Origin of the sequence: Sphingobium sp. Cam5-1, from assembly GCF_015693305.1 — a bacterium.
In the GTDB taxonomy this organism is placed as follows: Bacteria; Pseudomonadota; Alphaproteobacteria; order Sphingomonadales; family Sphingomonadaceae; genus Sphingobium.
Genome location: NZ_CP065138.1, coordinates 1,172,251 through 1,196,994, shown reverse-complemented (window position 1 = coordinate 1,196,994; position 24,744 = coordinate 1,172,251). Strand labels below are relative to the sequence as shown.

Genomic DNA, 24,744 nt, shown 5'->3' with positions numbered 1-24,744 from the left:
GGGATGGCATCTGAGGTCAGATACGAACAAGCATCCACAGCGCCATCGCAACCATCATGATGTTTTCCGTCAGGGACACGAAACCCAACGGCACGTTGCTGCCGCCGCCGACGCATGCGCATTTCAGTTCGCGCTTGTCGATATAGACGGCCTTGAACACTGATACCGCACCGATGCCGCCGATGAACAGCGCCACAGGGATGGAAAGCCAAGGCAGAATGCCAGTCAACATCAGCACGCCTGCGCCAAGCTCCAGAAACGGATAAGCCTTCGCATAAGGCACATATCGGCGGGCAAGCAGATCGTAGTTCAGGAACATGGTGGCGAACCGGTCCACATCCTGGAGCTTCAGCATCGCGAGCAGCATCATCGTGACAGCAATGAAACTTTCGACGGTCATGACGCTGACCAGCGGCATCGCGGTCAGCCAACTGATCGCGAGCGCGAACAGCGCGCCGACCCCAAAGACAGCGAGAACCGGGACATAGCTGGTGGCTGACGGATCAGCGACTGCCAGGCCGAAGAAGCGGCGCAGATCGTCATGGCCGCCGATCCGTTCGCCATCGATGAAGATTTGCGGCGTCGTCTTGACGTCATGCGCCTGTTTGAACGCGTCCGTTTCCTCGCGGCTGGTGAGCCAGTGATCCTCCACCTCATAACCCTTGTGCCGCAATAACCAGCGCGCCTTGAGGCCATAGGGGCAGACATGACCCGGCATCACCATCCGATAAAGGACAGCCGTTCGTGGCAGGGCGGTCGTTGCTGTTGCGCTCGTCATGTCGTCGCTTTCTCTTGGACAATATCGCTCTGCGCCCCATATGGGTTCCGTACCATGGTCCGGAGTCAAGCATGGCAATGACGATTTCTGGTCTGGCGCGCGCTGGTGGCGTGGGCGTGGAGACCGTGCGCTTCTATCAGCGGCGCGGATTACTGGAGACGCCGGATCAAGGCAGTAGCGGACTGACGCGCGGCGTCCGTCGTTATGATGATCAGGATGTGCGACGTTTGAAGTTCATACGCTCGGCGCAGGCGGCGGGGTTCACGCTGGATCAGATTGGCGAGCTTTTACGACTGGATGCCGGACAAGACAGGGCGCGTGCCAGGGAACTGGCGGCCGGGCAATTGGCTGCGCTGGACATGAAGATCGCGGAACTCCAGGCGGCACGCGATTCGCTAAGGCGGCTCGCCAGTGCATGTCACGCATCCGATGAGGGGCCTTGTCCCATCATCTCGGCTTTCGAGGGATAGCTGCTCCCTCGAACGGCGATTAAAATCCGGCCATCAATCCGTCGATTGCCCCTTGCAGGATGTAACTCGCGGCCAGCTTGTCGACCAACTCGCCCCGGCGTGCACGGCTGGCATCTGCTTCCAGAAGCGTGCGCGTAACCGCCTGCGTCGACCAGCGCTCGTCCCACAACAGGATCGGCAGGCCAAGATCCGCGATATTGCGGGCAAAGGCGCGGCTCGCCTGACTGCGCGGACTCTCGCTGCCATCGAGATTGAGTGGAAGGCCGATGACGACGCCCTTCACCTGCTGCTGCTCCATGAAAGAGGCGAGCGCGATCTTGTCCTTGCTGAACTTCCCGCGCGACACCGTATGCGCCGGGCTCGCGATGGACCAGCCAGCGTCACACAAAGCCAGCCCGATTGTTTTCGTGCCGACGTCCATGCCGAGCAGGCGGCCACCATAGGGCAGCGCCTCGCGGAAGGCTGCGCGGTCGGTGGTGAGCAGCGTGCTCATCTCTTCAGGAAACTCGCCAACCGCTGGCGCGCATCTTCCCGAACGTCACCCCAGAACAGGCCATAATCATAGACGTGATAATTATTGCCCGGCAGCGTGAACGGCCCCATGTCCACCGGCTCCCCGATCATCAATATGCCGCTGCCATCGCACCGGGCTGGAACTACGCCTTTCAGCAGGCGCGGCGGCTTGCCTTCATCCCGGCTGTCGATCGTGCCCAGATTGGCGCTTGCTGGAGCGGCCCCGTTGAGGGTGCCGGTGATGGGATTGGTGCAAAGCATATGCGTGCCCTTACGAGGGCGGCCGGTAAAACCGGGCATGCGTTCAAATCTTTCCACCATCGGCGCCGGATCAGCAGGCTCGGCATAGCTTTGCCAGCTGACAATGCACCGCGCCTGATCCCGCCGGGCGCAGGCGGGCAGGCCGACGGCGGGCAAATCCGCCTCCATGGAGACCGGCCAGCCAACGGCATAAACCGCCACGATACGGGAAGCGACGGGCGCCCCCGCAACCTGATCGCGCAGCAACTGGAGCAGGTGGCGCGACCCTTGGCTGTGCCCTGCAAGGATCAGCGGACCCGTGGGATTGGCTTTGAGAAACGCCGCAAAGGCCTGGCGCACATCGCGATAGGCCGCCGCCAGTGCCTGTTCGCCAGCAGGTTTGTCGGTGAGCAATGCGCCGTAATTGGCCTGCCGATAGCGGGGCACCCAGACATCGCCAACCGCATTGAAGGCGCTTGCCTGCCCCTGCACGAAACGCCGCGCAGTCGTCAGCGCGTCCTTGTCGTCCAGTCGCATGTTCCAATGCGCGCCGCCAAAAGCAGTGATGTAGGAAGTCGGATGGATGAAGAAGGCAGCCGCCTTCTGGGTGACCGCTTCATCCTTCTGTACGGCGGGTTTCCACAAAGCCGGATTGTCGTGCCCGATGTCTGGCCTGGCGATCCACATCTTGGGATCATCATAGGCATTGGCCGGAAGCGGGGCGATCGGGGTAAAGGCTTCTCGCGGCACCATGACCGCACGGATCAGCTGCATCCCCCAGATGCGATAAACCAGCAATGCCACAAGGACCAGCACGATAAGGCTGGCGACGACATAGAGGAACTTGCGGGCCAATGCTTTGCTCTCCGCCGATCGCCAGGACCCCCATGGCCTGCGTCGAACGGCGCCTGTCTGGCGCAGGCACCCCTCATGCGCAAGTGCGGACTTGAAGCGGACGTGAGCGGGTGGTAGCGGCGGCCCATGTCGATAGACCTTCAGACCGTAAAGAAGATCGCCAGCCTTTCGCGCATTTCGGTGACCGAAGCCGAAGCCGAGGCGATGGTGCCTGAACTCAACAACATCCTTGGCTGGGTGGAGCAATTGGGCGAGGTGGATGTGACCGGCGTAGAGCCGATGACCGCCGTCATCCCCAACAAGCTGCGCCTGCGCGAGGATGCCGTCACCGACGGCAATGTTCGGGACAAGGTGCTGGCGAATGCGCCGCAAGCCGAACATGGCTTCTTCGCTGTGCCCAAGGTGATTGAGTGAATCTTTATATCACCGTTCGGGCTGAGCTTGTCGAAGCCCAGTCCTTTCTTGAAGAAAAGTGCAGCCCTTCGACAGGCTCGGGGCGAACGGAAGTTGGCGCATGACCGATTTAACTGATCTTACAGTAGCCGAAATCCGCGACGGTTTCCGCGCAGGCGACTTCTCTGCGCGCGAAGTGGCCGAAGCGTTCAACGCCAATGTCGCTGCGGCCAAGGCGCTGAACGCCTTCATCGTGGAAACGCCGGAAAAGGCGCTGGCATCCGCCGATGCCGCTGACAAGGCAAAGGCTGCGGGCGAAGCGCTCAAGCCGCTGTCGGGCGTGCCGATCGGCATGAAGGACCTGTTCTGCACCGAAGGTGTGCAGACGACCGCCGCCAGCCACATGTTGGAAGGTTTCAAGCCGACCTATGAATCCACCGTCTCCAAAAAGCTGTGGGACGCGGGCGCGGGAATGCTGGGCAAGCTCAACCTCGACCAGTTCGCCATGGGCTCATCCAACGAGACCAGCTATTTCGGAAATGTGATCTCGCCATGGCGGCGCGGCGGTGGCGACAATGCCGCGCTGGCGCCGGGTGGATCGTCGGGCGGTTCCTCGGCGGCGATCTCCGCCCGGCTGTGTCCGGCGGCGACCGGCACCGACACGGGCGGTTCCATCCGTCAGCCTGCCGCTTTCACAGGCATCAGTGGTATCAAGCCGACCTATGGCCGTTGCTCGCGCTGGGGCATCGTGGCCTTCGCAAGCTCGCTTGACCAGGCCGGGCCTATGGCACGGACGGTGCGCGACAATGCGATCCTGCTGGAAACGATGGCGGGCTTCGATCCCAAGGATTCGACTTCGCTCGATCTCGCCGTGCCGCAGTGGGAAGCCAACCTGACGAGCAGCCTTAAAGGCAAGAAGGTCGGTATTCCCAAGGAATATCGTCCCGATGGCCTGAACGCGGAAATCTCCGCCATGTGGGATCGCGGCATCGATTGGTTGAAGGACGCAGGCGCTGAGGTCGTGGAGGTATCGCTTCCCCACACCAAATATGCGCTGCCAACCTATTATATCATCGCCCCTGCCGAGGCTTCCTCGAACCTCGCCCGCTATGATGGCGTACGCTACGGCCAACGCGACCTGCCTGATGGCGCGGGCCTCCAGGACATGTATGCCGCGACCCGCGCCTTGGGCTTCGGGCCGGAGGTCAAGCGCCGCATCATGATCGGCACCTATGTGCTGTCGGCGGGCTTCTACGACGCCTATTATACGCAGGCGCAGAAGGTGCGGACGCTGATCGCGCGCGACTTCGAACAGGCTTTCGAGAAGTGCGACCTGCTGCTGACGCCAACCGCGCCGAGCGCCTCTTTCGCGCTGGGCGAGAAGCAGGCCGATCCGCTGGCCATGTATCTGAACGACGTCTTCACTGTGCCTGCCTCGTTGGCTGGCCTGCCCGCCATGGCGGTGCCGGGCGGACTGGACTCGCAGGGCTTGCCGCTGGGGCTCCAGATCATCGGCAAGGCGCTCGATGAGCAGACCGTGCTCAACGCAGGCTTGGCGATCGAAGAGCGCGCAGGCTTCACGGCTCGGCCGGAGAAGTGGTGGTAATCAAACTCGTCATGCCAGTGAAAGCTGGCATCTCAGGCGAGGTTGAACAACATACGAGAAAGATCCCAGCTTCCGCTGGGATGACGGTGTAGAAGATGACCGAGACAGCATACCGCATTCAGGGCGCAACCGGCGAGTGGGAGGTCGTGATCGGCCTTGAAGTTCATGCGCAGGTGACGAGCCAGGCGAAGCTCTTTTCCGGCGCGGCGACCGCGTTCGGTGCGGAACCGAATACGCAGGTGTCGCTGGTTGACGCAGCCATGCCCGGCATGCTGCCCGTGCCAAACCGTGAATGCATCCGTCAGGCGGTGCGCACCGGCATGGCGATCAATGCAAAGATCAACAAATGGTCGCGCTTCGATCGCAAGAACTACTTCTACGCCGACCTGCCGCAGGGCTATCAGATCAGCCAGCTCTACCACCCGCTGGTCGGCGAAGGCGAGATCGAGATCAATCTCGATGAAAAGAACCCCGACGCCGCGACCAAGCGGATCGGGATTGAGCGTATCCATGTCGAACAGGATGCGGGCAAACTGATGCACGATCAGCATCCGACACGCTCCTATGTCGATCTCAACCGCTCGGGCGTCGCGCTGATGGAGATCGTGTCGAAGCCCGACATGCGCTCACCCGCCGAAGCTGGCGCCTATCTGTCGAAGCTCCGCACCATCCTGCGCTATGTCGGCTCATGCGACGGCAATATGGATCAGGGTTCGATGCGCGCCGACGTCAACGTGTCGGTGCGTAAGCCTGGCCATGAGTTCGGCACGCGAACCGAAACGAAGAACGTCAATTCCGTCCGCTTCGTCATGGCGGTGGTCGAATATGAGGCCAGTCGTCAGGTCGATGTACTGGAGGCTGGCGGCAAGGTCGTTCAGGAAACGCGCCTCTACGATCCGGACAAGAATGAAACGCGGTCCATGCGGTCCAAGGAAGATGCACATGACTATCGCTACTTCCCGGACCCGGACCTTCTGCCGCTGGAACTGGATGATGCTTTCCTTGAGGAATGCCGCCAGTCCTTGCCCGAACTGCCGGACGCCAAGCGCCGTCGTTATGAGGAGCAACTGGGCCTTTCGGCTTACAATGCCGTCACGCTGACCGCCGACGCCGACACGGCCCGCTGGTTCGAGGCACTATTGGCTGAAGCCGCACGTATCCAGAAGAAGAGCGAGGGCGAGGTCGCCAAGGCTTCGGCCAATTGGCTGCTGTCCGAACTATATGGCGCTCTCAACCGCCTCGGAAAAAGCCTTGAGGACAGTCCGGTCGGCCCCGAAGAGGGCGCGGAACTGCTCGCGCTCGTCGCCGATGGCACGATCAGCGGCACCATCGCCAAGCAAGTGTTCGAGATCATGCTCGAAACCGGCGATCGCGCGCCGAAGATCGTCGAGGAAAAGGGCCTGAAGCAGACCAGCGACACCGGCGCGATCGAAGCTGCGGTGGCCAAGGTGCTTGCCGACAATGGCGACAAGGTTGAACAATATCGGGCGGGCAAAGAAGCTCTGTTCGGCTTCTTCGTCGGGCAGACGATGAAAGCCATGCAGGGCAAGGCCAATCCCCAGGTCGTCAATGACCTCGTCCGCAAGGCGCTTGCCTAAATCGAAGCCCACTGTCTAATCCCCTGAATGGAAAGCGGAAGCGGGGGCGCTTCCGTCCACAGGGGGTAAGACATGAAGCTACGCGGGCTGATCGCGGGACTTGCGCTGTTGGCGACCTGCACGCCGCTCAGTGTACAGGCCGAAACGCTGACCAACGACATGGTCGTGTCGCTCGTTCAGGCGGGCTTGGGCGATGACGCCGTGATCGCCAAGATCAAGGCGTCCGCCGGTCATTACGCTCTATCAACTGACGATCTGATCGCCCTGAAAAAGCGCGGCGTGTCCGGCCCGGTCATTGCCGCCATGATCCAATCCGGCGCTGAAGGCGCGGTTTCGTCCAAGGCCGTTTTCTCCGCTGACTCGCCGGACCCACTGGTCCCGCACCCATCCGGCGTCTATCTGGCAACCGACGCGCGCATGGTGCGGATCGATCCCACGACCTCGAACCAAAGCAAGACCGGCGGCATATTGGGCTATGCTTTTACCGGCGGCATCGCTTCGCTCAGCATCAAGGCGGTCATCCCGAACATCACCGCGCGGGTGCGCACCGGCCGATCGCGCCCGGCATTCTATTTCTACTTCGATGAGGCGACGCGCGGTCTTTCCCAGTCCGGCGGCGGGTCATTGTGGCTGTCGGGTCCGGCAAGCGCCATCACCTCTCCTAATGAATTCAGCCTCATCCGGTTCGAGGTGAAGAAGGATCGACGCGAAACACGCGTGGGCAGCATGAACCTGGCGGGCGCGAAGGCAGGGGTCATGGACAAGGATCGCATCCCTTTCGACTATGAACAGGTGACGCCGGGAGTGTTCAAGGTCACCCCCTCATCGGACCTGCCCACGGGTGAATATGGCTTCCTCTATTCGGTGAGCGCGGGCGCTGGCCCCGGCATGTGGGGCAATGGCACAGGCTCTGCACGAATTTTCGATTTCGCCGTCCACCCTTGAACGAATGGGACGCCGCCTGAGGAGCAAGCGGCGTCCCGTCCATAAGGCTGTCCCGGGGGGCAAGACGGCCTCATGGGTCTGGCGGGCAAGGAGGGGGCGCACGCGCCAGCGTTCATTGGCATAACGTCGCCATAGGATCTTTGCCGTACCCGCTGGCGTCAAAAAGCGAAGTCCATTCCAACCCTTAGCGTGCGTGGCCGCATCGGCGTCACATAATCGCCGCGCAGATTAAATGGCGTGCCCAGCGAAAAACGATTGCCGCGGCTGTCCAGCATATTGCTAAGCGACAGCGAGAGTTGCAGCGGCCCACGCGAAACGCTCGCGCTTATCGCCGTATCGACATAATCGCCCTGCTCGCGCCCAAGGATTGGGCCAACGCCCAGCCGCGACTTGCCGACATATTTGGCGGACCCGTTCAGGTGCAGGGTCATGCCGCCGCTAAGCCGGGTTCGATAGTCGATCGCGATCCGCGCACCAAGGTTGGCGACATTGGGCAAAGTCATCGACTTGTCTGCGGCCACCAGCGCTCGGACATAGGGCGCGGCCCTTTTGAGCCGACTGTCATTGTAAATAAAACTGCCATCAATGCTCAGCGTCGGGAGCGGCCGTACAACGATGCGGCCTTCGACGGTGAATATGCGTCCGTCACCGATATTGGCCGTCGTGGGCAAGCCGATCCTGTCGATCACGTCGGCCTGAATATCGCGCCAGTCCGTATAGGCGAAATTCCCACTGATCGCGACCAGATCACCGCCGGAAACGTCCTTGCGAAATCCGAATTCCAGCGTCGATGCCCGGTCGTTGCTGAACCGCATCACATGCTGGTCATCCACCGCCAGACCGCCCGGCCGAAACCCTTGCTGATAACGGGCGTAGAGCGTCAGGCCCGGAATAGCATCGCTCAGCAGGGAAAGGGACGGCAGGAAGATCGTCTCATGCCGCTTCGCCTCCGCTTCTGCTCGCGCGATCTCGGCACTGGCCAGCAGCGCGACGGGATCGACTGCCTCGCCTGACAGGCTGCTGTTCGTCAACCGACCGCCGACGGTGGCGACCAGCCCCGCCACGGGTTCAAAGGACATCTCACCAAAGATCGTCGCTTCCCGGATGCGATTGCGAACCCCCGTCGCGACTGCCGGAGTGCCGCTGCCGTAGAGCGGGACGCCGGGAATGATCTCATCCTCCACGAAGCCGGAGCCGAAGGAAGCCAGCGACCGGCTCAGCCGCGATATGCTTTCCAGATAAGAGAGGCCGACAATCCACCCGAGACCATTCTCCCTGTCCCGCGTCAGGCGGTTCTCTGTCGAAAAGATGGAAACCCGATTATGTTGGGTGAAGAGCGCAGGCGGCGTGGAGGGCTGCGTCGCATCATAGCTTTCGGTCAGACTGTTACGGACATAGCCGGTCGACGACACGAAGCGCAGATCATCCCATTGCCTCTCGACACGCACATTGCCGAGCGCATAGTCGGAGGACGAGGGTTGCGCCAAGCTGGACCTCCGGTCGAGGGGACCCGCCGTCCGATCCGCATATTGCGCATCATCCCCGTCAATCCGCTGGTAGAGGCCTGTGAGATCAATCACCCAATCCTCATTGGGCGCAAAACGCAGGGCTGCGCGGCCACCATATATATTCGTCCGATTGACGTCATTGCGTCGGCGCTGGAGATCATCGATATAGCCGCCCTCCCGAACGCCGTAGCCGACGACGCGCAGCGCCAGCCGTTCCGGGACGATCGGCACGTTCAACGTTGCGGAAACATCACCGCCCGGATCGCCATGCTGAGTGAAGCTCAAACCGGTGGACAACTGCCCGCCGATCCGCGCCAGATTGGGCGGATTGGGCACCAGGCGGATGATCCCGCCCAGCGACCCCGCACCGTACAACGTGCCCTGCGGCCCTTCCAGCACTTCGACGCCCTGCATGTCATAGAGGCGCAGGTCGGGATCAGGCGCCGCATAGTTGAGGCGCATGTCGCCAAGATATTGCCCTGTGGTCGCCTGTGTCGGACCAGCGATGGCAGAATCGGCAATCGCGCGCAGGAACAGCTTGTTACGGCCGGGACCAGCATGGGTGGAACTCAGGCTGGCGACACGGCTCAGCAGAGTTGCGGTGCCAGCCGCGGCTTCTGCGCTGGTGAGCGGGGCATAGTCCAGGGCCTCCACGACGCCGGGATAGCGGGGTAATGGAACGTCGCGCTTGGAGGCAGTGACGACGATCTCGGCGGGCGGTGGCGGCTCGGGAATTGCTGACCGGGCGCGAGCGACAATGGCAGGAGCAGGCGTCACAGGCGCTCGAACGATGCGCCAGGTGTTGCCGTTTATCCGCTCGGCACGGGCATTGGTCCTGCCCAGCAATCGGCGTAGCGCCGTCTCAACCGACAAACGGCCCTCGATCGCAGGCGTGGCGAGACCCGCTAGCGACTGGTCCGACATGCCGATGGAGGCACCCGTCTGACGGCCAAGCGCAACGACAGCCTCACCCAGCCGCGACGGGGCGATGCTGATCATCTGTCTGTCCGCAGCGTTCGCCGGGGATGTGGCTGCAACGGCTAAGGCAGTGACGATAAGGACGTCAGCGGATCGAGCCATCCTTTTCCTTCAGCAGCCATCCGTCACCTTGCCGCACGGCCGAAAGACCCATGAGCGGGGCGGCGGCTGCGAAAAAGCGTGGCAGGTTTTTGTCCAGCCGGATCGTGCCCGTAAACCGCGTGCCGCCTGCCGCAGGCGTCGTATCCAGCTTCACCCCTAGCGATCGTGCGATGTCCGCACTGATCTGCGCCACCGGCATGTTGTCGTAACTCAGCCGCCCCTCCCGCCAGCTTGCCACGCTATCGGGCGCGACGTTCATCAGCCGAACGCCGGTGGGGTCGCTCGACAACCCTCGGCCTGCGGGCAGGGCAATGGCCTGCCCTTGCGGATCGAAGATGACCTTGCCCTCCGCGACGCCGATCCGTGTCGCACTGCCGCTATAGACGATGTTGAAGATGGTGCCCGCATCCTCGAACACGGCTTTGCCCACGGTTACTCGAAACGGATCACTGCTGTCATGATGGACGGTAAAGGCAGCCTCGCCCCCATCGAGCGCGGCGAAGCGATCATTCTTGTGATCGAGCCGCAACGTCGATCCACCGTTCAGGTCTATGCGCGTGCCGTCGTCCAGGACGATGTTGCGCACCTCACCCGGACGGGTGGTCACGGTATAGATGTCGCTCCTCGTCCAATTGCCGATGGAGATAGCCGCCACGACTGCGGCGGCTATCGCGCCTCCCGCAATCCAGCGTCTCGGCCGCGATCCCGGCATCCCCGGATCATTTGCGGGGGCAGGCTTGGCTCCGGGGGCCGATATGATGGCAGCCAGTCCGGCATCCGCCGCCATCACCGCATCATAGGCTGCCGCATGCGCCGGATCAGCCTCCAGCCAGATGGTGAAGGCGTCCCATTCCACAAAATCGGGATCGCGCGTACGGATGACCCATCCGAGCGCCTCCTCATGAAGCATGGCATTCGCCCCGGTCATATATTGCCCCTTACCGGGCGAGACGGCGCCGCGCAGGTCATTCCGTATCCAGCTTGTGCTTGAGGACGGTCAGCGCGCGATAAGCCTTCTGTAAATCCTTCTCCACGGTCGTCAGGCTGACCCCCAATTCCTCGGCGATCCCCCGCTGTCCGACGCCTTCGATCCGAAATCGGCGAAACACCAGTTCGACCCGTGGTCCCAGGTCGCGCAGGACCTCCTGCGCGTTCTCCACGATCTCGGCCAGGATCAGCCGCTCATCCACGGCCATGTCCTCGCCCGGATCGGCCATGACGCCGCCAGCGCTCTCCGCCCAATCCTGCTCCCGCTTACCCCGGCGCGTGCTGGAACGATAGCGGTCCAGCATCAGATTGTTGGCCGCGCGATACAGATAGGGCAGGGGGTCAGCGACCGGACCAACGTCCCTCGCTTCCAGCTTCATCCACATGTCCTGAAGCAGGTCTTCTGCATCATCCCCCGCGCCACGCGCGCGCAGGAAGCGCAGCAGCGCTGCGCGGTTCGCCAGAAATATCGCAGATAGGCCGCTGGCCATGCCGTTGTGGGTCCAGTGCAGGTGAGGCCGCCCGAAATAGATGGCTCCACAGGTCTTTGGCAATGGACAAGCGAATAGCCCCCGCCGGGATTGTTCTCAAAGCGCCACTGCTCTAGCGCAAATCGGGTAAGTGAGCGGAGGCAGGATGCAGGCGACCACGCAGGTTGACGTAGCGGCAGCGACAGCGACGGGCATGAACCCGAAGAAATTGGAGCTGCTCGCCACATCGCTGCACGAAAAATATGTGGCGACCGGCAAGCTGCCTCATTTGCGTCTGCTTGTCTCGCGCGATGAGCGCGTTTTGCTGTCGCATGTCAGTGGCGTCGCACGCGCCAGCCAGGAATCGCTTGAGAAGGACTCGCTGTTCCGGATCGCGTCGATGACGAAACCGGTCACATCGGTCGCTTTCATGATGCTGGTCGAACAGGGGCTGGTCGGGCTGGGCGATCCCGTGACGGATGTCCTGCCGGAATTTGCCAGTCTCTCCGTTGGAGTGGATCAGGCGCCCTTAAAGCAGCCGATGCGAATGATTGATCTGCTGCGCCATACGTCTGGGCTGACCTATGGCCTCCAGCGGCAGACGGCAATCGACGCGGAGTATCGTCGGCTCGGACTTGACGAGTTTCAGCAGAAGCGCAGCTCTGACGAGTTCATCGCGGCATTGTCCCAACTGCCTCTGGAATTTTCTCCCGGTGAACGCTGGAATTACTCGGTTGCGACCGACGTTCTGGGCGTGGTGGTCGAACGGTTGAGCAGCCTTGATTTGGACAGCTTCTTCACACATCGCATCTTCCGTCCACTCGGGATGACCGACACGTTTTTCGAGCTGCCCGGCGACAAGATAGAGCGGATGACCGACGCGTGGCAGCTGCGTCCCGATGGCGACCTGTCGCTCTACGACCGTGGCGCGCGCAGCGGTTGGCGGCGAAGTTTGAAGCTGCGCTCCGGCGGAGGTGGTCTCATATCGACCGCGAACGACTATCATCGCTTTGCCCGGATGCTTTTGCGGGGCGGTGAACTGGACGGGACGCGCTTGCTCAAACCGCAGACCGTTGCGGCCATGCACGTAAATCATCTTCCGGGCGGGGGTGATCTTGCCCGCCATTCCTTGTCCCTGTTCAGCGAGGCGGATTATGCCGGGGTAGGCTTCGGGCTGGGCTTGGCCGCCGACCTTGTGACCGGCGAATATTTTTGGGGGGGCCTGTTCTCCACCTTCTTCTTCATCGACCCGAGGGAAAAAATCATTGGGTTGCTGATGACGCAGCATCTGCCGTCGAACAACTATCCGATCCGCCGGGAACTGCGCGATGGCGTGCGGGCAGCGATTGCGACAAGCAGGGCCTGAGCAGATGAGACGCGCTTCATCTCGCATCCACGCAAACCGAAATTTGCACCTTCATGCATTCCCGCTATGCTAGGCAGCGGGGGGGATGAAATGCACAGAATGAGGCACGAGATTGACCGCCAAGGGTAAGCCGATGCTGAAGGATGTAGGTGATCGTCCGCAAACCTATTCCAGCCCCGCCATCATCGAACGGCGCAAGCGCATTCTGGACGAAACGCGAAAAGTAATCGCTGAACAGGGCATCGCCGCCTTCAGCATGAACGAGATCGGGCATCGCGCGGGCGTTGCCAAGCGAACACTCTATAATGCGTTTCAGACCCGAGAACGGATGATCGCGGCGGCGATCCAGGAATATTTCGACGAATATGTGAGCAATCTCTCCTATGTCAGCGAGCCGGGCACGATGGAGCATAATATCGAACGCATGATTTCCGTCCTTCGACGTAACGCCAAACTGCGGAATTACGTCAAGGCGGTCATGTCGCTCTATTTCAGCTCCGATGTCGATCACGATATCTGGACCGCCATCCACGCCCCCGCCGTCCATCATAATCGCAGCTGGATCGCAGCGCTGGAAGCTAAGAAGCAGCTTCAGCCATGGGTCGATGTAGATAAGCTTGTCGATGATCTGGTGCGGCTCGAATTCGCGACAATCAACGAATGGGCGCAGGGCCGCATCGCTGACGATGAAGTCATCGTCCGGCTTGTCAGCAGCTATCTGGGCTGCCTCGCAGGCGCACTGAAAGGCAATGCCCGCAAGGATGTAGAGACGCTTCTCAAGGACATCGCTGAACGCGGCGTGGGTGCGATCCCCGTGCCCCATAGCGCAAAGGCGATAGCCGCTTAGACTTCCGCTTCCGCTTCACGGGGCAGAGACGGCCAGACCGGTGAGCCTTGACCAAATCATAAGCCGCAAAAGATCAAATGGCGCCCCAAAACCGCGCCGAGATAATTGGAGAGTGTGTCTCATGCAGAATGAACAACTGGCGACGATCGCCGTGCTGGGCGGAACCGGCAAGGAAGGCGGCGGGCTCGCGCTGCGCTGGGCGCACAAGGGGCACAGGATCATCATCGGCAGCCGCACGGCCGAGCGGGCAATGGAAGCCGCCGCGCAGATGGACGAGGTGCTTGGTTGTAACCGCGTCACCGGCGCCCCCAATGCAGAGGCCGCCGCGCAGGGCGAGATCGTCGTTCTAGCCGTCCCCTATTCCGCGCAGCAGTCCACCGTGCAGGAGGTCGCAACGGCCCTGACAGGCAAGATCCTCATCGACGTCACCGTCCCGCTGATGCCGCCCAAGGTAAGCCGCGTACAGCTTCCCAATGGCGGATCGGCGGTGGAGGCTGTGCAGAAGATGCTGGGCGAGGGTGTTCGCGTCGTGTCCGCCTTCCAGAATATCAGCGCCCACCATCTCACCAAGCTGGACGAGGATGTGGAATGCGATGTCCTGGTATGTGCTGACGACCCCGCCGCCGCTGATCAGGTAGTCGCATTGGCGCAGGAAATCGGCCTGCGCGCCTGGAACGCAGGGCCGCTCTGCAACTCCGTCGTGGCGGAAGGGCTGACCTCCGTCCTCATCGCGCTCAACCGCAAATATAAAGTACCCGGCTCCGGTATCCGGATCACAGGCGTTTAAGGAGAAATCGCGGCTCGCCATGTCAAACCGACGATGGCGAAATATGGTGAGCCCTGCTGGATTCGAACCAGCGACCTACTGATTAAAAGTCAGTTGCTCTACCGACTGAGCTAAGGGCCCTCTCGTGCGAGGTCCGCACGCACTAGAGGCCGTTATGCGACTGGTCAACCTCTAGGACGCAGCAAAACTTGTGCTTTTCGCAACCTTGTCCGCAGCTGCCGGATGGACAGGCCGGAAACCGGATCGCGCCAGCCGGGAACGATCGCGCAAAGCGGTGACAGCACGAAATCGCGCGTGCGGAAAGCGGGGTGCGGAATGTCCAGCGTCCTGCTCTGCCAGCGCCCGCCAGACCACAGGATGATATCGATATCGACGCTGCGCGCGCCCCAGCGGCGATGGCGGCGCCGACCGAGTCCCGCCTCAATCATCTTGAGCGCGCTCAACATTGCCTTCGGTGGCAGATCGCTCTCGATCAACAAAGCGCTGTTCGCATATTCCCGCAACGAAGGCCCGATCGGCGATGACGTCAATATCGGCGCCATCGCAAGCACCCGGCCAACCCGCTGCAAGCGGGTCGCAGCTTCCTTCACCAGCACCTTCGGCGTCCGCTTCCCCGACAGCGGCCGGTTCGACCCCAGTGCAAGCGCGTAAAGATGAAGAGTGCTTGTCTTGACCATCACACTGCGCCTAACCGCTACGCATGACGCTGCAAAGCCCCATAGCTCATGCGGAAGCTCCGCTCGATTGCCCGTTCTGCCCGCGCCTCGTCGCTTTGCGCGAGGAATGCCGGACGCAGCATCCCGACTGGTGGAACGCCCCGGTGCCCGCCTTTGGCGATCCGCTCGCCCGCATCGTCATCGTCGGCCTGGCTCCGGGCAAGCAAGGAGTCAATCGCACCGGCCGGGCCTTCACTGGCGATTTCGCTGGCAACCTTCTCTTCGCGACGCTGCTGAATGTCGGTCTGGCCCAAGGCACCTATGAGGCAAGGCCCGACGACCAGCTCGTCCTGCACGACGCCATCATCCTCAATGCCGTGAAATGCCTACCGCCGCAGAATAAGCCCGTGCCGCAGGAAGCGCATAATTGCCGCATATTCCTGAAGTCTGCCGTGGAAGCACTGCCCAACGCACGGATATTCATCGCGCTAGGCGAAATCGCGCATCAATCGGTCGTGAAGGTGCTGGGCGGCAAGCTTCCAAAAGCCCGCTTCGCCCATATGGCGGAACATCGCATGCCCAGCGGCAAGATCGTGCTCGACAGCTATCACTGTTCCCAAAGAAACATAATGACCGGCCGCCTGACGAATGAGATGTTTGCGGCCGTTTTCGAAAGGGCAGTGACGCTGCTCTGACGCAGACCGCTCAGCTTATCAGATAGTCGAGATAGGCGCCTTCCGGCGGCCCATCCATCGCGTCCATCATTGGCCCGAACAGCCCCTTGTCCAGCATCGGCCCCGCCGCCTTGTGCGCATCGACATCAGCCCAGCACTCGATAAAAACGAAGCGCCGCTCATTCCCCAGGTCGCGCAGCATCTCGACACCCTCGCAACCCGGCAGCGGGCGGACGGCGGCGGCAAGCGCGCGAAGGGCAGTTTCCAGCGCCGCGTCCGACCCTTCCTTTGCGTGCATCACATAATGGCGTGCCACCGTCATGGCGTCATTCTCAATCAGATGTCTTGTGCGATCCGGGAATAAAGCTCCGGTCGCCGGTCGCGGAAGAACCCCATGCCAGCTCGATGCTTGCGCGCCTGGGCCAGATCGATCGTAGCGACCAGAGCGCCATGATCCTTCGCATCGGCTTCCGCCGCGAAATCGCCCCACTCATCGCTGATGAAACTGTGGCCGTAGAATTTCTGGCCTTCCTCGTCGCCAATCCGGTTCGCCGCGATGACCGGCATGCAATTGCTGACGGCATGGCCGATCATGGCCCGGCGCCACATGCGGCTAGTGTCCAGATCCGCATCATAGGGTTCAGATCCGATTGCGGTAGGGTAGAAGAGCAGTTCGGCCCCCATCAACGCCATGACCCGCGCCGCTTCCGGATACCATTGGTCCCAGCAAATGCCGACGCCGATCGTGCCGTAGCGCGTCTCCCACACCTTGAATCCGCTATTGCCGGGACGGAAATAATATTTTTCCTCATAACCCGGCCCGTCCGGAATGTGGCTCTTGCGATAGACGCCCATGATCTCGCCTTCATCGTCGATCATCGCGAGAGAATTATAATGATGCTGGCCGTCGCGTTCGAAAAAACTGGTGGGGATATAGACGCGCTCCGCCTTTGCCACTTTGCGCATCTCGGCCACGGCGGGATGTTCGCCGATCGGCTTGGCATTGGCGAACAGGGCCTCATCCTCGACCTTGCAGAAATAATGCCCTTCGAACAGTTCGGGCGGCAGGATGATCTTCGCGCCCCGTGCCGCTGCCTTCACCACATGGTCCGACACCATGGCGACATTGTCATCCAGATCCTCTGAAAAGGCGAGCTGAAGGGCGGCAACGGTGACTTTGGTCATATCCTCGAAGGTCCTAGAGGCGAATGCCCAACCGGGCGGTGATGGCGACGGTTGCGAGATAGAGCAGGATCGTCATTGCGCAACCGGCGATCAATGCTGGGGGAAAGGAAATGCCCCGCCGCAACAGCGCGGGGATCAGCAGGAACATGGGCAGGGACGGCAGGACATAGTAAAAGGTCGCCTCTGCATGCCGTGCCATATTTTCGACATCGGGCTTGTCATTCCACAGCCATATCATCCCCAGTACCGAAATCAGGGGCAGGGACGCGATCAACGCGCCAAACGCCGGATAGCGCCGGGATACGACAGACACGATGGCGATGATGACGCCCGACAAAAGCGCGCGTATCGCGAGCATTCCGCTCATAACGCCGACGGCATCTGCTGGCTGCAACAATGGAAACTGCCGCCGCCTGACAGGATGGCGTCGCTGCGGAGCCCGATGATCTCGCGATCGGGGAAGAACGGCTTGATCGCGTCCAGCGCCGCCTGATCATTGGGCTGGCCATAGACGGGCACGATGACGGCGGCATTGCCGATATAGAAATTCATGTAACTGGCGGGGATCACTTCGCCATCCACCAGCACGCGGCCGGGGGAGGGGATGGACGCTACCTCGACGCCGAACGCCTCTGCGCGGGCGCGGGCATCAGCATAGATGGCGACGTTGGGATCATCATCCGTGCTTGCTTCCGGGAGCGCCAGCACCCCCGGCGCGACAAAGCGCGCCAGATTATCCACATGGCCGTCCGTATGGTCGTTCAGCAACCCGTCGCCCAGCCACAGCATGTCGGATAGCCCCAGAGATCCCGCCAACAACGTTTCGATCTTGCCGCGATCCAGGTCAGGGTTACGATTGGGATTGAGCAGGCATTGCTCGGTCGTCACGAACAGGCCGGTGCCATCCGTGTCGACGGCGCCGCCTTCGAATATCCAATGCTGCGAGGATGTCGGCAATCCGGTGGTCGCGGCCAGACGCGCACCGACATCTTCATCGCCGGGCATCTGATATTTGCCGCCCCACCCATTGAAGCCGAAATCGACAAGGGCACGCTCGCTTCCGCGCATCACCGCGATCGGCGCCGTGTCCCGCAGCCATACGTCGCCCAGCTTCTGCACGACGATCGTCACATCCGGTCCAGCCAGCGATCGCGCCACTGCCGCGTCGCCCTCATTGGCGCAGACCAGCCGCACTTCTTCGCCCTTGCCATCGACATGAAGCGCCTTGGCAAAGGCAGCGATCTGCACCCGCGCCTCTTCAAACGCGTCCGGCCATTCCTCCGGATAAGTGGGAAAGCCGATCCAGGTCCATTCATGCGGCGCCCATTCGGCAGGCATACGGAATGTCATCGGCTTTCTCCTGCTGAGATGGCGTTGTCCCCTGCGCTCTACAGGATTACGGTCAGTGTGACAGCGCCAAATTCAACGGCGTCAGCCCATTATCTGCGCCGCCCACTGGTCGAGCAACTTGAATCCAAGGGCTACCTCGAAACTCAATCCTGCATATGTATCCTGACACCAACGGACCATGGCATCCCGTTTGCCCAGCCCTTCCACAAAGACTTGCACCTTCATGTTTTCCCGAAGCTGACCTGCCTCGTCGAGGACCTTGATCCCGAACAGCGAAATGTCCTGCATCATACAGGAATGCGTGCCGGTGACTGCACATACGGTAATAGGCATGACGATGTTCAGCCGAACTGCTTCCCGTTCGCTGCGACCCTGTCTCTGTTCCGCGATGATGGTCGAAATGGCGATATGCTCTTCGAACAGCAAAGACACATGATCGCCCATGTTCATGCCGACGACAGCCGAAACGGAAAAACCGTTTCGCAGCCCCAGCGTGACGCTTTCGCCCGCCATCATCGGCAGGCTGGTGCGCACGAGTGCTTCACGCGGCGACAGCGAATGGACGACGCACAGGCATTCCTTGTGCGCCGTCACCAACTTGCCGACATGCAAGATTGTGACTGACTTATTGACTTCCACGACCCATCCCCATTTTCTTATCGTTACGTTTCCGATTCTTCGGACCCTTTGGTCATAGGGATCAAGTTTCCGTAAGGGAAACAATTAACTGGCTGGCCTAATTTGATAATGGGGCGAGCGCGCGCAGATCGATATTCTGCGTCGGATCGGACAGAAAATAGCGCGTCGGTAGCGCTCAATGATGCTGATGGCTGGCTCGACTTTCGTCCCGGATAGCGCGGAATTCGTCCCCTGCCATCCAGTTTGGCCACTCGGTGGTGTTCGCCAGTGCCCTGCCGACCTCGTAATAAAGTTTGAGGTCAGCCTTCACGCCGCTCCAGTCCCATTTTGGATCATATTCGTCCTTTGGGCTGTGGTAACGATGTTCCTCATAATCCTTGGCCGCTGCGGCGCCCGCTTCAATTCCGCCCTTCGCCAAATCCTGCCCGCCTTCGAAATACAGCATCGGCACGCCATGTTTGGCGAAGCTGAAATGGTCGGATCGATAGTAGAATCCTTTTTCGGGCGTGGGCTCCAGGCTGGCTACACGCTTCTGCGCGGCCAGGGCACGATCCAGATAGGCGTCCAACTGCGATTTGCCCTTGCCGATCACCACGACGTTTTTCGCCAGCCCTGCCATGCTGAGAGCGTCCATGTTGACGCCGCCCACTGTCTGCTTCAGCGGAAAGACGGGGTGGTTCCCATAATAGGCTGATCCCAGAAGCCCGGACTCCTCGGCTGTCACCGCCAGGAACACCTGACTACGCGCGCTCGGCCCCGCTTTCACATTCGCCTCTGCCAGCGCAACCAGCGCTGCCGTCCCGGTCGCATTGTCGATGGCGCCGTTGCAGATGTCGTCGCCATCGGGCGCGGCCTCGCAGCGACCAAGATGGTCCCAATGCGCCGCATAGAGCACATATTCATCGGGCCGGGTCTTGCCCGGCAGCAGAGCCACGAGATTCTTGGACATGTGCTTGCGGACGGCATTGTCAAAGGAAACGCTCGCCTTGATGCCCTTCAACGGCACTGCCTTGAACCCGCGCTTCTTCGCCGCCGCGCTCAATCTATTCAGATTAAGACCCGCACTCGCCATCAGCGCCGCAGCCTTGTCTTTCTGCATCCACCCGATAGCTGCCGATTGCTTCGCATTGCCGTCTGCGCTGTCCGCGACATGCTGCGCCCCTGTCCAGCTCGATTGAACGACGTTCCAGCCATAGGCGGCGGGCATAGTGTCATGGACAATGATCGCGGCCGCCGCGCCCTGCCGCGCGGCCTCTTCGAATTTGTAGGTCCAACGACCATAATAGGTCATGGCACGGCCGTTGAACGGCCCGCTCAGGGTTGGGCTCTGATAATCCGGATCGTTGACCAGAATGATGACCGTCTTGCCTCGGACATCGACCCCGGCATAGTCGTTCCACTTCTTTTCAGGCGCTTTGATGCCATATCCGACGAAGACGACCGGGCTATCCTTGACCTCGATATGCGGCGCAGCCGTGCGGTAGGTGGCGATCACCATCTGCGATCCATAATCGGCCGAAACCGGCTCCTTGCCGCCAGTGAAACGCAGTGGCGAAACATTCTTCGCCGCGATCTCGACCAGCGGAACATCCTGAAACCAGCTGCCCTTGTTGCCCGGCTTCAGCCCGATCGCCTCGAACCGCCGCACCAAATAGGAAAGCGTCTTCTCCTCACCCGCAGTCCCCGGCGCCCGCCCTTCATAGGCGTCCGATGAAATTTCTTTCACCACCTCCTTCATGGTTTCGATCGACGGACTTACGTCCGATGGCGCAGCCGCCGCGGCACTGCCAGCAACCAGGGCCATCAGCGAAATTGAAATAAACGAACGCATCGCAACAGCCTTTAAAAGGGAAGGGCCCAACTTTTCTGCCAGCAGCCCTCACATGGGACAAGGCTCGTTGAACAAACAAAAAAGGCGGCCCCGAAGGACCGCCTTTCCGTAAATCATGACCCTGACTGATTAGCGCGAATAGAATTCGACGACCAGATTGGGTTCCATCTTCACCGGGTAGGGCACTTCGTCCAGCGTCGGGACGCGGACATAGGTGACCTTGGCAGCGCCATCGGGCGACACATAATCAGGGATGTCGCGCTCGGGCAGGCTCTGTGCTTCCAGAACCAGCGCCATTTCCTGCGCCTTCTTGCCCAGGGTGATTTCGTCGCCCGGCTTCACCAGACGGCTTGCGATGTTGCACTTCACACCGTTCACATAGACGTGACCGTGCGAAACCAGCTGACGCGCCGACCAGATGGTGGGCGTGAACTTGGCCCGATAAACTACTGCGTCCAAGCGGCGCTCCAGCAGACCGATCAGGTTCTGGCCCGTGTCGCCCTTCATGCGGGCGGCTTCGGTATAGTTCTTCTTGAACTGCTTTTCGGTGATGTCGCCGTAATAGCCCTTCAGCTTCTGCTTTGCTTTGAGCTGGATGCCATAGTCGGACATCTTGCCCTTGCGGCGCTGACCGTGCTGACCGGGACCATATTCACGCTTGTTGACCGGGCTCTTCGGGCGACCCCAGATGTTCTCGCCCATGCGGCGGTCGAGTTTGTACTTCGCGCTGGAACGCTTCGACATGATAATTCCTTACAATCGCTAACAACATTTGCTCACCCTCCTGATCCGAAAACCGGTTCCCACTTTTCGGGGAGGGTGAATTTATTCCCGGTACTCGCCTGCTTGCCATATAGGGGCAGGGCCGCCGCTTCACCGGGGTGCGGGGCCAATCACGAAGGCGCGCCTATGAAGAAGGCAACGTGGCATGTCAACCCTCGACAGCCGCCCTCGGCGCGCCTAGTCAGCGTCGCCATGGACCCCGAAACCTACACCAGCATGGCGCAAGTCCGGACCGGCGTGGATGAAATCGACCGTCAGCTAGTTGCGCTGCTCGCTCGACGCTTCGCCCACATGCGCGCGGCAGCCCGTATCAAGCCAGACAGAAGCGCCGTCCGCGACGAGGCTCGTAAGGCGGAGGTCATCGACAATGTTCGCGCTGAATCTGCTCGTCTAGGCGTCCCCGCTGACATTCTCGCCGCTTTGTGGGACCAGTTGGTTGAAGCTTCGATCGCCTATGAAATGAAGGAATTCGATCGGCTCAAAGCCTAGCGTGAGCGCGGATTGCTCAAGGCGGAAAGCACGCCGCGCAGCGTCCGCACCTCCAGATGGTTCCAGCCGGGCTTCGTCAACAGGTTCCGCAACGTCCGCTTCGTCGCGGGCGCGCGATCGGGCGGGAAGAAATAGCCCGCTCCTTCCAGCAAAGTTTCGAACTGGTTTATCATCCCTTCCAGTTCCGCCTGTGGCGCCGGTTCGCCAAGGTCGACGACCGTCGGCTGTTCCAACTGAGCCTGTTTCGACCATTCATAGGCGCACAGGATGACCGCCTGCGCCAGGTTCAATGATCCGAATTCAGGATTGATCGGCACAGTCAGGATCTTGCGGGCGAGCGCCACATCCTCCGTTTCAAGCCCTGATCGCTCCGGCCCGAAAACATAGGCCGCCCTTCCCGTAGCCTCGTGAATTTCGCGTGCCGCTTCTTCCGGCGTCACCACCGGCTTGGTCACGCCCCGCTTGCGCACCGTTGTCGTATAGACATGCGAACAATCCGCGACGGCGTCGGCGAGGCTTTCAAAAACCTCGGCCTTGTCGAGCACGACATCGGCTCCCGCCGCCGACGGACCAGCATCAGGATTTGGCCACCCATCGCGCGGGCTGACCAAACGCATCTCGGTCAGCCCGAAGTTCAGCATGGCCCGCGCGGCCTTGCCAATATTCTCGCCGAGTTGCGGCCGCACGAGGACGATGACGGGGCGGGGGGCTGAAGGCTCTGACATTATCCCGTTTGCTCTGAAAAATGGCCGAGCTTATCGCCGCTCGGTATCGAAAGATTTTTTGCGAAGTGACGAATGGGCAGTTGGGCTGGCCGCCCTCACTCACTCCCAACCTCCTTCACCGAGCCCGCGAAATCCTCGAAGTCCTGAGCATCGGTGAAGTCCTTATACACGCTGGCGAAGCGAATATAGGCGACACTGTCGAGCCGTTTGAGGCCTTCCATCACCATCTCGCCGATCGCGCGCGCGGGCACTTCGCCGTCGCCGCTGGTTTCCAGCTGCCGTTGGATGCCGGAGATCAGTTTTTCCAGCCTGCTGGGATCGATCTGTCGCTTGCGACAGGCGATGTCGATGGAGCGCGCCAGCTTGTCGCGGTCAAACGCTTCCTTACGACCCTCGCTTTTCACCACCCAGATGTCGCGCAGCTGGATGCGCTCGAACGTGGTGAAGCGCGCGCCACAGGCTTCGCACTGCCGTCTGCGGCGAATGGCGGCGCCATCTTCGGTGGGGCGGCTGTCCTTTACCTGACTGTCGTCGTGAGCACAGAAGGGGCAACGCATTCAGTAATAAGCTCCGTTCGTTCGGATGAGTCGAGACACGAGATGGCACAGCCGCCGCGCCTCGACCACCCCTGACAGAAGGAAGCTATCAGCCTTCGTAGATCGGGAAGCGAGCGCAGAGTGCTGAGACTCGTTCCCGGACATTGGCTTCGACCGCAGCGTCGCCATGCTCGCCATGGTCCCGCAGACCTTCCAGGACGTCCGCAATCATGTCGCCAATCGCCTCGAACTCAGCCACACCAAAGCCGCGTGTGGTACCGGCGGGCGAACCAACGCGGATGCCGCTGGTCTTGGTCGGGGGCAGCGGGTCGCCCGGCACGCCATTCTTGTTGCAGGTGATGAAGCTGCGCTCCAGCGCCTCGTCGGCATCCTTGCCCGAAATGCCGTAGGGACGCAGGTCGATCAGCGCCAGATGCGTGTCCGTACCGCCCGAAACGACGGCAAGGCCGCGCTGCTCCAGCTTGCCCGCCAGCGCCTTGGCATTGGTGACGATCGCATGGGCGTAGCTCTTGAACTCAGGCCGCAGCGCTTCGCCGAATGCCACGGCCTTGGCAGCGATGACATGCATCAGCGGACCACCCTGAAGGCCGGGGAACACCGCGGAATTGATCTTCTTGGCAATGGCTTCGTCATTAGTCAGGATCATGCCGCCGCGTGGACCGCGAAGGGTTTTGTGCGTGGTCGTCGTCACGACGTCGGCGAAACCGAAAGGCGTCGGGTGCGCGCCACCGGCGACGAGGCCTGCAAAGTGCGCCATATCGACCATCAGCAGCGCGCCGACCTTGTCCGCGATCGCACGGAACCGGGCGAAGTCGAGGTGACGCGGATAAGCCGATCCGCCCGCGATGATGAGCGTTGGCTTGGCTTCGATCGCCTGCGCTTCCAGAGCGTCATAGTCGATGACGTGCGTATCCTCGCGCACGCCGTACTGCACGGCGTTATACCATTTGCCCGACAGCGCGGGCTTTGCGCCATGCGTCAGATGGCCGCCAGCGTCGAGCGACAGGCCCATGATTGTGTCGCCCGGCTTGGTCAGCGCCAGCATGACGGCGCCATTCGCCTGCGCGCCCGAATGGGGCTGCACATTGACGAAACCACAGTTGAAGATCTGCTTGGCCCGGTCGATCGCCAGCTGCTCCACCTCATCCGAAGGCGCGCAGCCCTGATAATAGCGCTTGCCCGGATAGCCCTCGGCATATTTGTTGGTGAAGACCGACCCTTGCGCCTCCAGCACCGCCTTCGACACGATATTTTCCGATGCGATCAGCTCGATCTGGTTCTGCTCGCGCTTCAATTCCTTGGTGACGCCAGCGAAGACTGCCGGATCTGCGTCGGCCAGGCTACGCGTGAAATAGCCTTCTGCGCGGATATCGGAGAGGTCGGGCTGGGCGAGGGTGGCGGTGCTCATAGGG

At 61.3% G+C, this 24,744-nt stretch carries 26 protein-coding genes, 1 tRNA gene and 1 pseudogene; 10 read left to right on the top strand and 18 right to left on the bottom strand.

Going from position 1 to position 24,744, the window contains the following annotated elements; genetic code table 11:
- Window positions 1-16: 16 nt before the first annotated feature.
- Complete coding sequence (locus IZV00_RS06065) at window positions 17-778, bottom strand: MauE/DoxX family redox-associated membrane protein (RefSeq protein WP_196226234.1); 762 nt, start codon at window positions 776-778, stop codon at window positions 17-19.
- 71 nt (window positions 779-849) lie between these two features.
- Here IZV00_RS06065 and IZV00_RS06060 point away from each other — a divergent pair, with 71 nt between their 5' ends.
- Window positions 850-1,248: a MerR family transcriptional regulator gene (locus tag IZV00_RS06060; RefSeq protein ID WP_196226233.1), complete on the top strand. Its 399-nt coding sequence runs from the start codon at window positions 850-852 to the stop codon at window positions 1,246-1,248.
- A 19-nt stretch (window positions 1,249-1,267) separates the two neighbouring features.
- Here IZV00_RS06060 and ruvX read toward each other — a convergent pair whose 3' ends face one another.
- Both ruvX and IZV00_RS06050 read right to left on the bottom strand, forming a co-directional pair.
- On the bottom strand, window positions 1,268-1,741 hold the full coding sequence (ruvX, locus tag IZV00_RS06055) for a Holliday junction resolvase RuvX (protein WP_196226232.1): 474 nt from the start codon (window positions 1,739-1,741) through the stop codon (window positions 1,268-1,270).
- Window positions 1,738-2,856 (bottom strand): DUF3089 domain-containing protein, encoded by a 1,119-nt coding sequence (locus tag IZV00_RS06050; RefSeq protein ID WP_196226231.1) that lies wholly within the window; start codon window positions 2,854-2,856, stop codon window positions 1,738-1,740. The genes ruvX and IZV00_RS06050 overlap by 4 nt, the downstream gene beginning before the upstream one ends.
- Before the next feature lie 126 nt (window positions 2,857-2,982).
- Between IZV00_RS06050 and gatC the strand changes: the two genes are divergently transcribed.
- The 4 genes from gatC to IZV00_RS06030 all read left to right on the top strand — a co-directional run bounded on the left by gatC (window position 2,983) and on the right by IZV00_RS06030 (window position 7,398).
- Complete coding sequence (gatC, locus tag IZV00_RS06045) at window positions 2,983-3,270, top strand: Asp-tRNA(Asn)/Glu-tRNA(Gln) amidotransferase subunit GatC (protein ID WP_196226230.1); 288 nt, start codon at window positions 2,983-2,985, stop codon at window positions 3,268-3,270.
- A 100-nt stretch (window positions 3,271-3,370) separates the two neighbouring features.
- Window positions 3,371-4,855, top strand: a complete 1,485-nt coding sequence (gene gatA / locus IZV00_RS06040; RefSeq protein WP_196226229.1) for an Asp-tRNA(Asn)/Glu-tRNA(Gln) amidotransferase subunit GatA — start codon at window positions 3,371-3,373, stop codon at window positions 4,853-4,855.
- 95 nt (window positions 4,856-4,950) lie between these two features.
- Entirely contained in the window at window positions 4,951-6,453 is a 1,503-nt protein-coding gene (gene gatB, locus IZV00_RS06035; protein ID WP_196226228.1) for an Asp-tRNA(Asn)/Glu-tRNA(Gln) amidotransferase subunit GatB, read from the top strand.
- A gap of 72 nt (window positions 6,454-6,525) precedes the next feature.
- Window positions 6,526-7,398 carry a hypothetical protein gene (locus IZV00_RS06030; protein ID WP_230463317.1) on the top strand — a complete coding sequence of 291 codons (873 nt, stop codon included), beginning with the start codon at window positions 6,526-6,528 and terminating at the stop codon, window positions 7,396-7,398.
- 158 nt (window positions 7,399-7,556) lie between these two features.
- Here the strand turns inward: IZV00_RS06030 and IZV00_RS06025 are convergent, their stop codons facing one another.
- From IZV00_RS06025 to IZV00_RS06015, 3 genes are read right to left on the bottom strand one after another with little or no spacing between them, the layout of a single operon-like run.
- The gene (locus tag IZV00_RS06025) at window positions 7,557-9,986 is read right to left on the bottom strand and encodes a TonB-dependent receptor domain-containing protein (RefSeq protein WP_196226227.1); all 2,430 of its coding nucleotides are present in this window, start codon (window positions 9,984-9,986) and stop codon (window positions 7,557-7,559) included.
- The gene (locus IZV00_RS06020; protein WP_196226530.1) at window positions 9,970-10,896 is read right to left on the bottom strand and encodes a FecR family protein; all 927 of its coding nucleotides are present in this window, start codon (window positions 10,894-10,896) and stop codon (window positions 9,970-9,972) included. Before IZV00_RS06020 ends, IZV00_RS06025 begins: the two co-directional genes overlap by 17 nt.
- Before the next feature lie 55 nt (window positions 10,897-10,951).
- Complete coding sequence (locus IZV00_RS06015) at window positions 10,952-11,464, bottom strand: RNA polymerase sigma factor (protein WP_196226226.1); 513 nt, start codon at window positions 11,462-11,464, stop codon at window positions 10,952-10,954.
- A 145-nt stretch (window positions 11,465-11,609) separates the two neighbouring features.
- On the opposite strand from IZV00_RS06015, the gene IZV00_RS06010 reads away from it, so the two are divergent.
- From IZV00_RS06010 to npdG, 3 genes are all read left to right on the top strand, one after another.
- On the top strand, window positions 11,610-12,809 hold the full coding sequence (locus IZV00_RS06010; RefSeq protein WP_196226225.1) for a serine hydrolase domain-containing protein: 1,200 nt from the start codon (window positions 11,610-11,612) through the stop codon (window positions 12,807-12,809).
- A gap of 112 nt (window positions 12,810-12,921) precedes the next feature.
- Window positions 12,922-13,656 (top strand): TetR/AcrR family transcriptional regulator, encoded by a 735-nt coding sequence (locus tag IZV00_RS06005; protein WP_230463316.1) that lies wholly within the window; start codon window positions 12,922-12,924, stop codon window positions 13,654-13,656.
- Between the two features lie 121 nt (window positions 13,657-13,777).
- Window positions 13,778-14,443, top strand: coding sequence for an NADPH-dependent F420 reductase (gene npdG, locus IZV00_RS06000; protein ID WP_196226224.1), 666 nt, complete (start codon window positions 13,778-13,780; stop codon window positions 14,441-14,443).
- A gap of 44 nt (window positions 14,444-14,487) precedes the next feature.
- On the opposite strand, the gene IZV00_RS05995 is transcribed toward npdG, so the two are convergent.
- Window positions 14,488-14,563, bottom strand: a tRNA-Lys gene (locus tag IZV00_RS05995).
- A 44-nt stretch (window positions 14,564-14,607) separates the two neighbouring features.
- Window positions 14,608-15,120 carry a 2-amino-4-hydroxy-6-hydroxymethyldihydropteridine diphosphokinase gene (folK, locus tag IZV00_RS05990; protein ID WP_196226223.1) on the bottom strand — a complete coding sequence of 171 codons (513 nt, stop codon included), beginning with the start codon at window positions 15,118-15,120 and terminating at the stop codon, window positions 14,608-14,610.
- Window positions 15,121-15,143: 23 nt separating this feature from the next.
- Between folK and IZV00_RS05985 the strand changes: the two genes are divergently transcribed.
- Window positions 15,144-15,794, top strand: coding sequence for a uracil-DNA glycosylase (locus tag IZV00_RS05985; protein WP_196226222.1), 651 nt, complete (start codon window positions 15,144-15,146; stop codon window positions 15,792-15,794).
- A 10-nt stretch (window positions 15,795-15,804) separates the two neighbouring features.
- On the opposite strand, the gene IZV00_RS05980 is transcribed toward IZV00_RS05985, so the two are convergent.
- From IZV00_RS05980 to rpsD, 7 genes are all read right to left on the bottom strand, one after another.
- Window positions 15,805-16,095: a putative quinol monooxygenase gene (locus IZV00_RS05980; RefSeq protein WP_196226221.1), complete on the bottom strand. Its 291-nt coding sequence runs from the start codon at window positions 16,093-16,095 to the stop codon at window positions 15,805-15,807.
- A gap of 14 nt (window positions 16,096-16,109) precedes the next feature.
- Window positions 16,110-16,958 (bottom strand): N-carbamoylputrescine amidase, encoded by an 849-nt coding sequence (aguB, locus tag IZV00_RS05975; RefSeq protein ID WP_196226220.1) that lies wholly within the window; start codon window positions 16,956-16,958, stop codon window positions 16,110-16,112.
- 13 nt (window positions 16,959-16,971) lie between these two features.
- Window positions 16,972-17,325 (bottom strand): DUF3147 family protein, encoded by a 354-nt coding sequence (locus IZV00_RS05970; protein ID WP_443020065.1) that lies wholly within the window; start codon window positions 17,323-17,325, stop codon window positions 16,972-16,974.
- On the bottom strand, window positions 17,322-18,308 hold the full coding sequence (locus tag IZV00_RS05965; RefSeq protein ID WP_196226219.1) for an agmatine deiminase family protein: 987 nt from the start codon (window positions 18,306-18,308) through the stop codon (window positions 17,322-17,324). The genes IZV00_RS05970 and IZV00_RS05965 overlap by 4 nt, the downstream gene beginning before the upstream one ends.
- An 81-nt stretch (window positions 18,309-18,389) precedes the next feature.
- Complete coding sequence (locus IZV00_RS05960; RefSeq protein ID WP_196226218.1) at window positions 18,390-18,947, bottom strand: PilZ domain-containing protein; 558 nt, start codon at window positions 18,945-18,947, stop codon at window positions 18,390-18,392.
- Window positions 18,948-19,122: 175 nt separating this feature from the next.
- Entirely contained in the window at window positions 19,123-20,778 is a 1,656-nt protein-coding gene (locus IZV00_RS05955) for a M28 family peptidase (protein ID WP_196226217.1), read from the bottom strand.
- A gap of 129 nt (window positions 20,779-20,907) precedes the next feature.
- Window positions 20,908-21,522, bottom strand: coding sequence for a 30S ribosomal protein S4 (gene rpsD / locus IZV00_RS05950; protein ID WP_097091626.1), 615 nt, complete (start codon window positions 21,520-21,522; stop codon window positions 20,908-20,910).
- Between the two features lie 231 nt (window positions 21,523-21,753).
- Here rpsD and IZV00_RS05945 point away from each other — a divergent pair, with 231 nt between their 5' ends.
- Window positions 21,754-22,050: a chorismate mutase gene (locus IZV00_RS05945; RefSeq protein ID WP_196226527.1), complete on the top strand. Its 297-nt coding sequence runs from the start codon at window positions 21,754-21,756 to the stop codon at window positions 22,048-22,050.
- Here the strand turns inward: IZV00_RS05945 and IZV00_RS05940 are convergent.
- From IZV00_RS05940 to glyA, 3 genes and pseudogenes are all read right to left on the bottom strand, one after another.
- A pseudogene (locus IZV00_RS05940) lies at window positions 22,047-22,847 on the bottom strand (RNA methyltransferase); the annotation flags it as partial. The gene IZV00_RS05945 and the pseudogene IZV00_RS05940 sit on opposite strands and share 4 nt — an antisense overlap.
- Before the next feature lie 23 nt (window positions 22,848-22,870).
- Window positions 22,871-23,332 (bottom strand): transcriptional regulator NrdR, encoded by a 462-nt coding sequence (gene nrdR, locus IZV00_RS05935; RefSeq protein WP_196226215.1) that lies wholly within the window; start codon window positions 23,330-23,332, stop codon window positions 22,871-22,873.
- A gap of 88 nt (window positions 23,333-23,420) precedes the next feature.
- The gene (gene glyA, locus IZV00_RS05930) at window positions 23,421-24,740 is read right to left on the bottom strand and encodes a serine hydroxymethyltransferase (RefSeq protein WP_196226214.1); all 1,320 of its coding nucleotides are present in this window, start codon (window positions 24,738-24,740) and stop codon (window positions 23,421-23,423) included.
- Window positions 24,741-24,744 lie beyond the last annotated feature (4 nt).

What these genes read in the sequence shown, in the direction of transcription:
- folK (WP_196226223.1), bottom strand. Translation starts at nt 15,120, where the DNA reads ATGGTCAAGACAAGCACTCTTCATCTTTACGCGCTTGCACTGGGGTCG.
- IZV00_RS06020 (WP_196226530.1), bottom strand. Translation starts at nt 10,896, where the DNA reads ATGCTTCATGAGGAGGCGCTCGGATGGGTCATCCGTACGCGCGATCCC.
- IZV00_RS06065 (WP_196226234.1), bottom strand. Translation starts at nt 778, where the DNA reads ATGACGAGCGCAACAGCAACGACCGCCCTGCCACGAACGGCTGTCCTT.
- IZV00_RS05965 (WP_196226219.1), bottom strand. Translation starts at nt 18,308, where the DNA reads ATGACATTCCGTATGCCTGCCGAATGGGCGCCGCATGAATGGACCTGG.
- nrdR (WP_196226215.1), bottom strand. Translation starts at nt 23,332, where the DNA reads ATGCGTTGCCCCTTCTGTGCTCACGACGACAGTCAGGTAAAGGACAGC.
- glyA (WP_196226214.1), bottom strand. Translation starts at nt 24,740, where the DNA reads ATGAGCACCGCCACCCTCGCCCAGCCCGACCTCTCCGATATCCGCGCA.
- IZV00_RS06060 (WP_196226233.1), top strand. Translation starts at nt 850, where the DNA reads ATGGCAATGACGATTTCTGGTCTGGCGCGCGCTGGTGGCGTGGGCGTG.
- rpsD (WP_097091626.1), bottom strand. Translation starts at nt 21,522, where the DNA reads ATGTCGAAGCGTTCCAGCGCGAAGTACAAACTCGACCGCCGCATGGGC.
- ruvX (WP_196226232.1), bottom strand. Translation starts at nt 1,741, where the DNA reads ATGAGCACGCTGCTCACCACCGACCGCGCAGCCTTCCGCGAGGCGCTG.
- IZV00_RS05945 (WP_196226527.1), top strand. Translation starts at nt 21,754, where the DNA reads ATGGACCCCGAAACCTACACCAGCATGGCGCAAGTCCGGACCGGCGTG.
- gatB (WP_196226228.1), top strand. Translation starts at nt 4,951, where the DNA reads ATGACCGAGACAGCATACCGCATTCAGGGCGCAACCGGCGAGTGGGAG.
- IZV00_RS05955 (WP_196226217.1), bottom strand. Translation starts at nt 20,778, where the DNA reads ATGCGTTCGTTTATTTCAATTTCGCTGATGGCCCTGGTTGCTGGCAGT.
- npdG (WP_196226224.1), top strand. Translation starts at nt 13,778, where the DNA reads ATGCAGAATGAACAACTGGCGACGATCGCCGTGCTGGGCGGAACCGGC.
- IZV00_RS05985 (WP_196226222.1), top strand. Translation starts at nt 15,144, where the DNA reads ATGACGCTGCAAAGCCCCATAGCTCATGCGGAAGCTCCGCTCGATTGC.
- IZV00_RS06030 (WP_230463317.1), top strand. Translation starts at nt 6,526, where the DNA reads ATGAAGCTACGCGGGCTGATCGCGGGACTTGCGCTGTTGGCGACCTGC.
- IZV00_RS05980 (WP_196226221.1), bottom strand. Translation starts at nt 16,095, where the DNA reads ATGACGGTGGCACGCCATTATGTGATGCACGCAAAGGAAGGGTCGGAC.
- IZV00_RS06010 (WP_196226225.1), top strand. Translation starts at nt 11,610, where the DNA reads ATGCAGGCGACCACGCAGGTTGACGTAGCGGCAGCGACAGCGACGGGC.
- gatC (WP_196226230.1), top strand. Translation starts at nt 2,983, where the DNA reads ATGTCGATAGACCTTCAGACCGTAAAGAAGATCGCCAGCCTTTCGCGC.
- IZV00_RS06025 (WP_196226227.1), bottom strand. Translation starts at nt 9,986, where the DNA reads ATGGCTCGATCCGCTGACGTCCTTATCGTCACTGCCTTAGCCGTTGCA.
- IZV00_RS05970 (WP_443020065.1), bottom strand. Translation starts at nt 17,325, where the DNA reads ATGAGCGGAATGCTCGCGATACGCGCGCTTTTGTCGGGCGTCATCATC.
- IZV00_RS06015 (WP_196226226.1), bottom strand. Translation starts at nt 11,464, where the DNA reads ATGGCCAGCGGCCTATCTGCGATATTTCTGGCGAACCGCGCAGCGCTG.
- gatA (WP_196226229.1), top strand. Translation starts at nt 3,371, where the DNA reads ATGACCGATTTAACTGATCTTACAGTAGCCGAAATCCGCGACGGTTTC.
- aguB (WP_196226220.1), bottom strand. Translation starts at nt 16,958, where the DNA reads ATGACCAAAGTCACCGTTGCCGCCCTTCAGCTCGCCTTTTCAGAGGAT.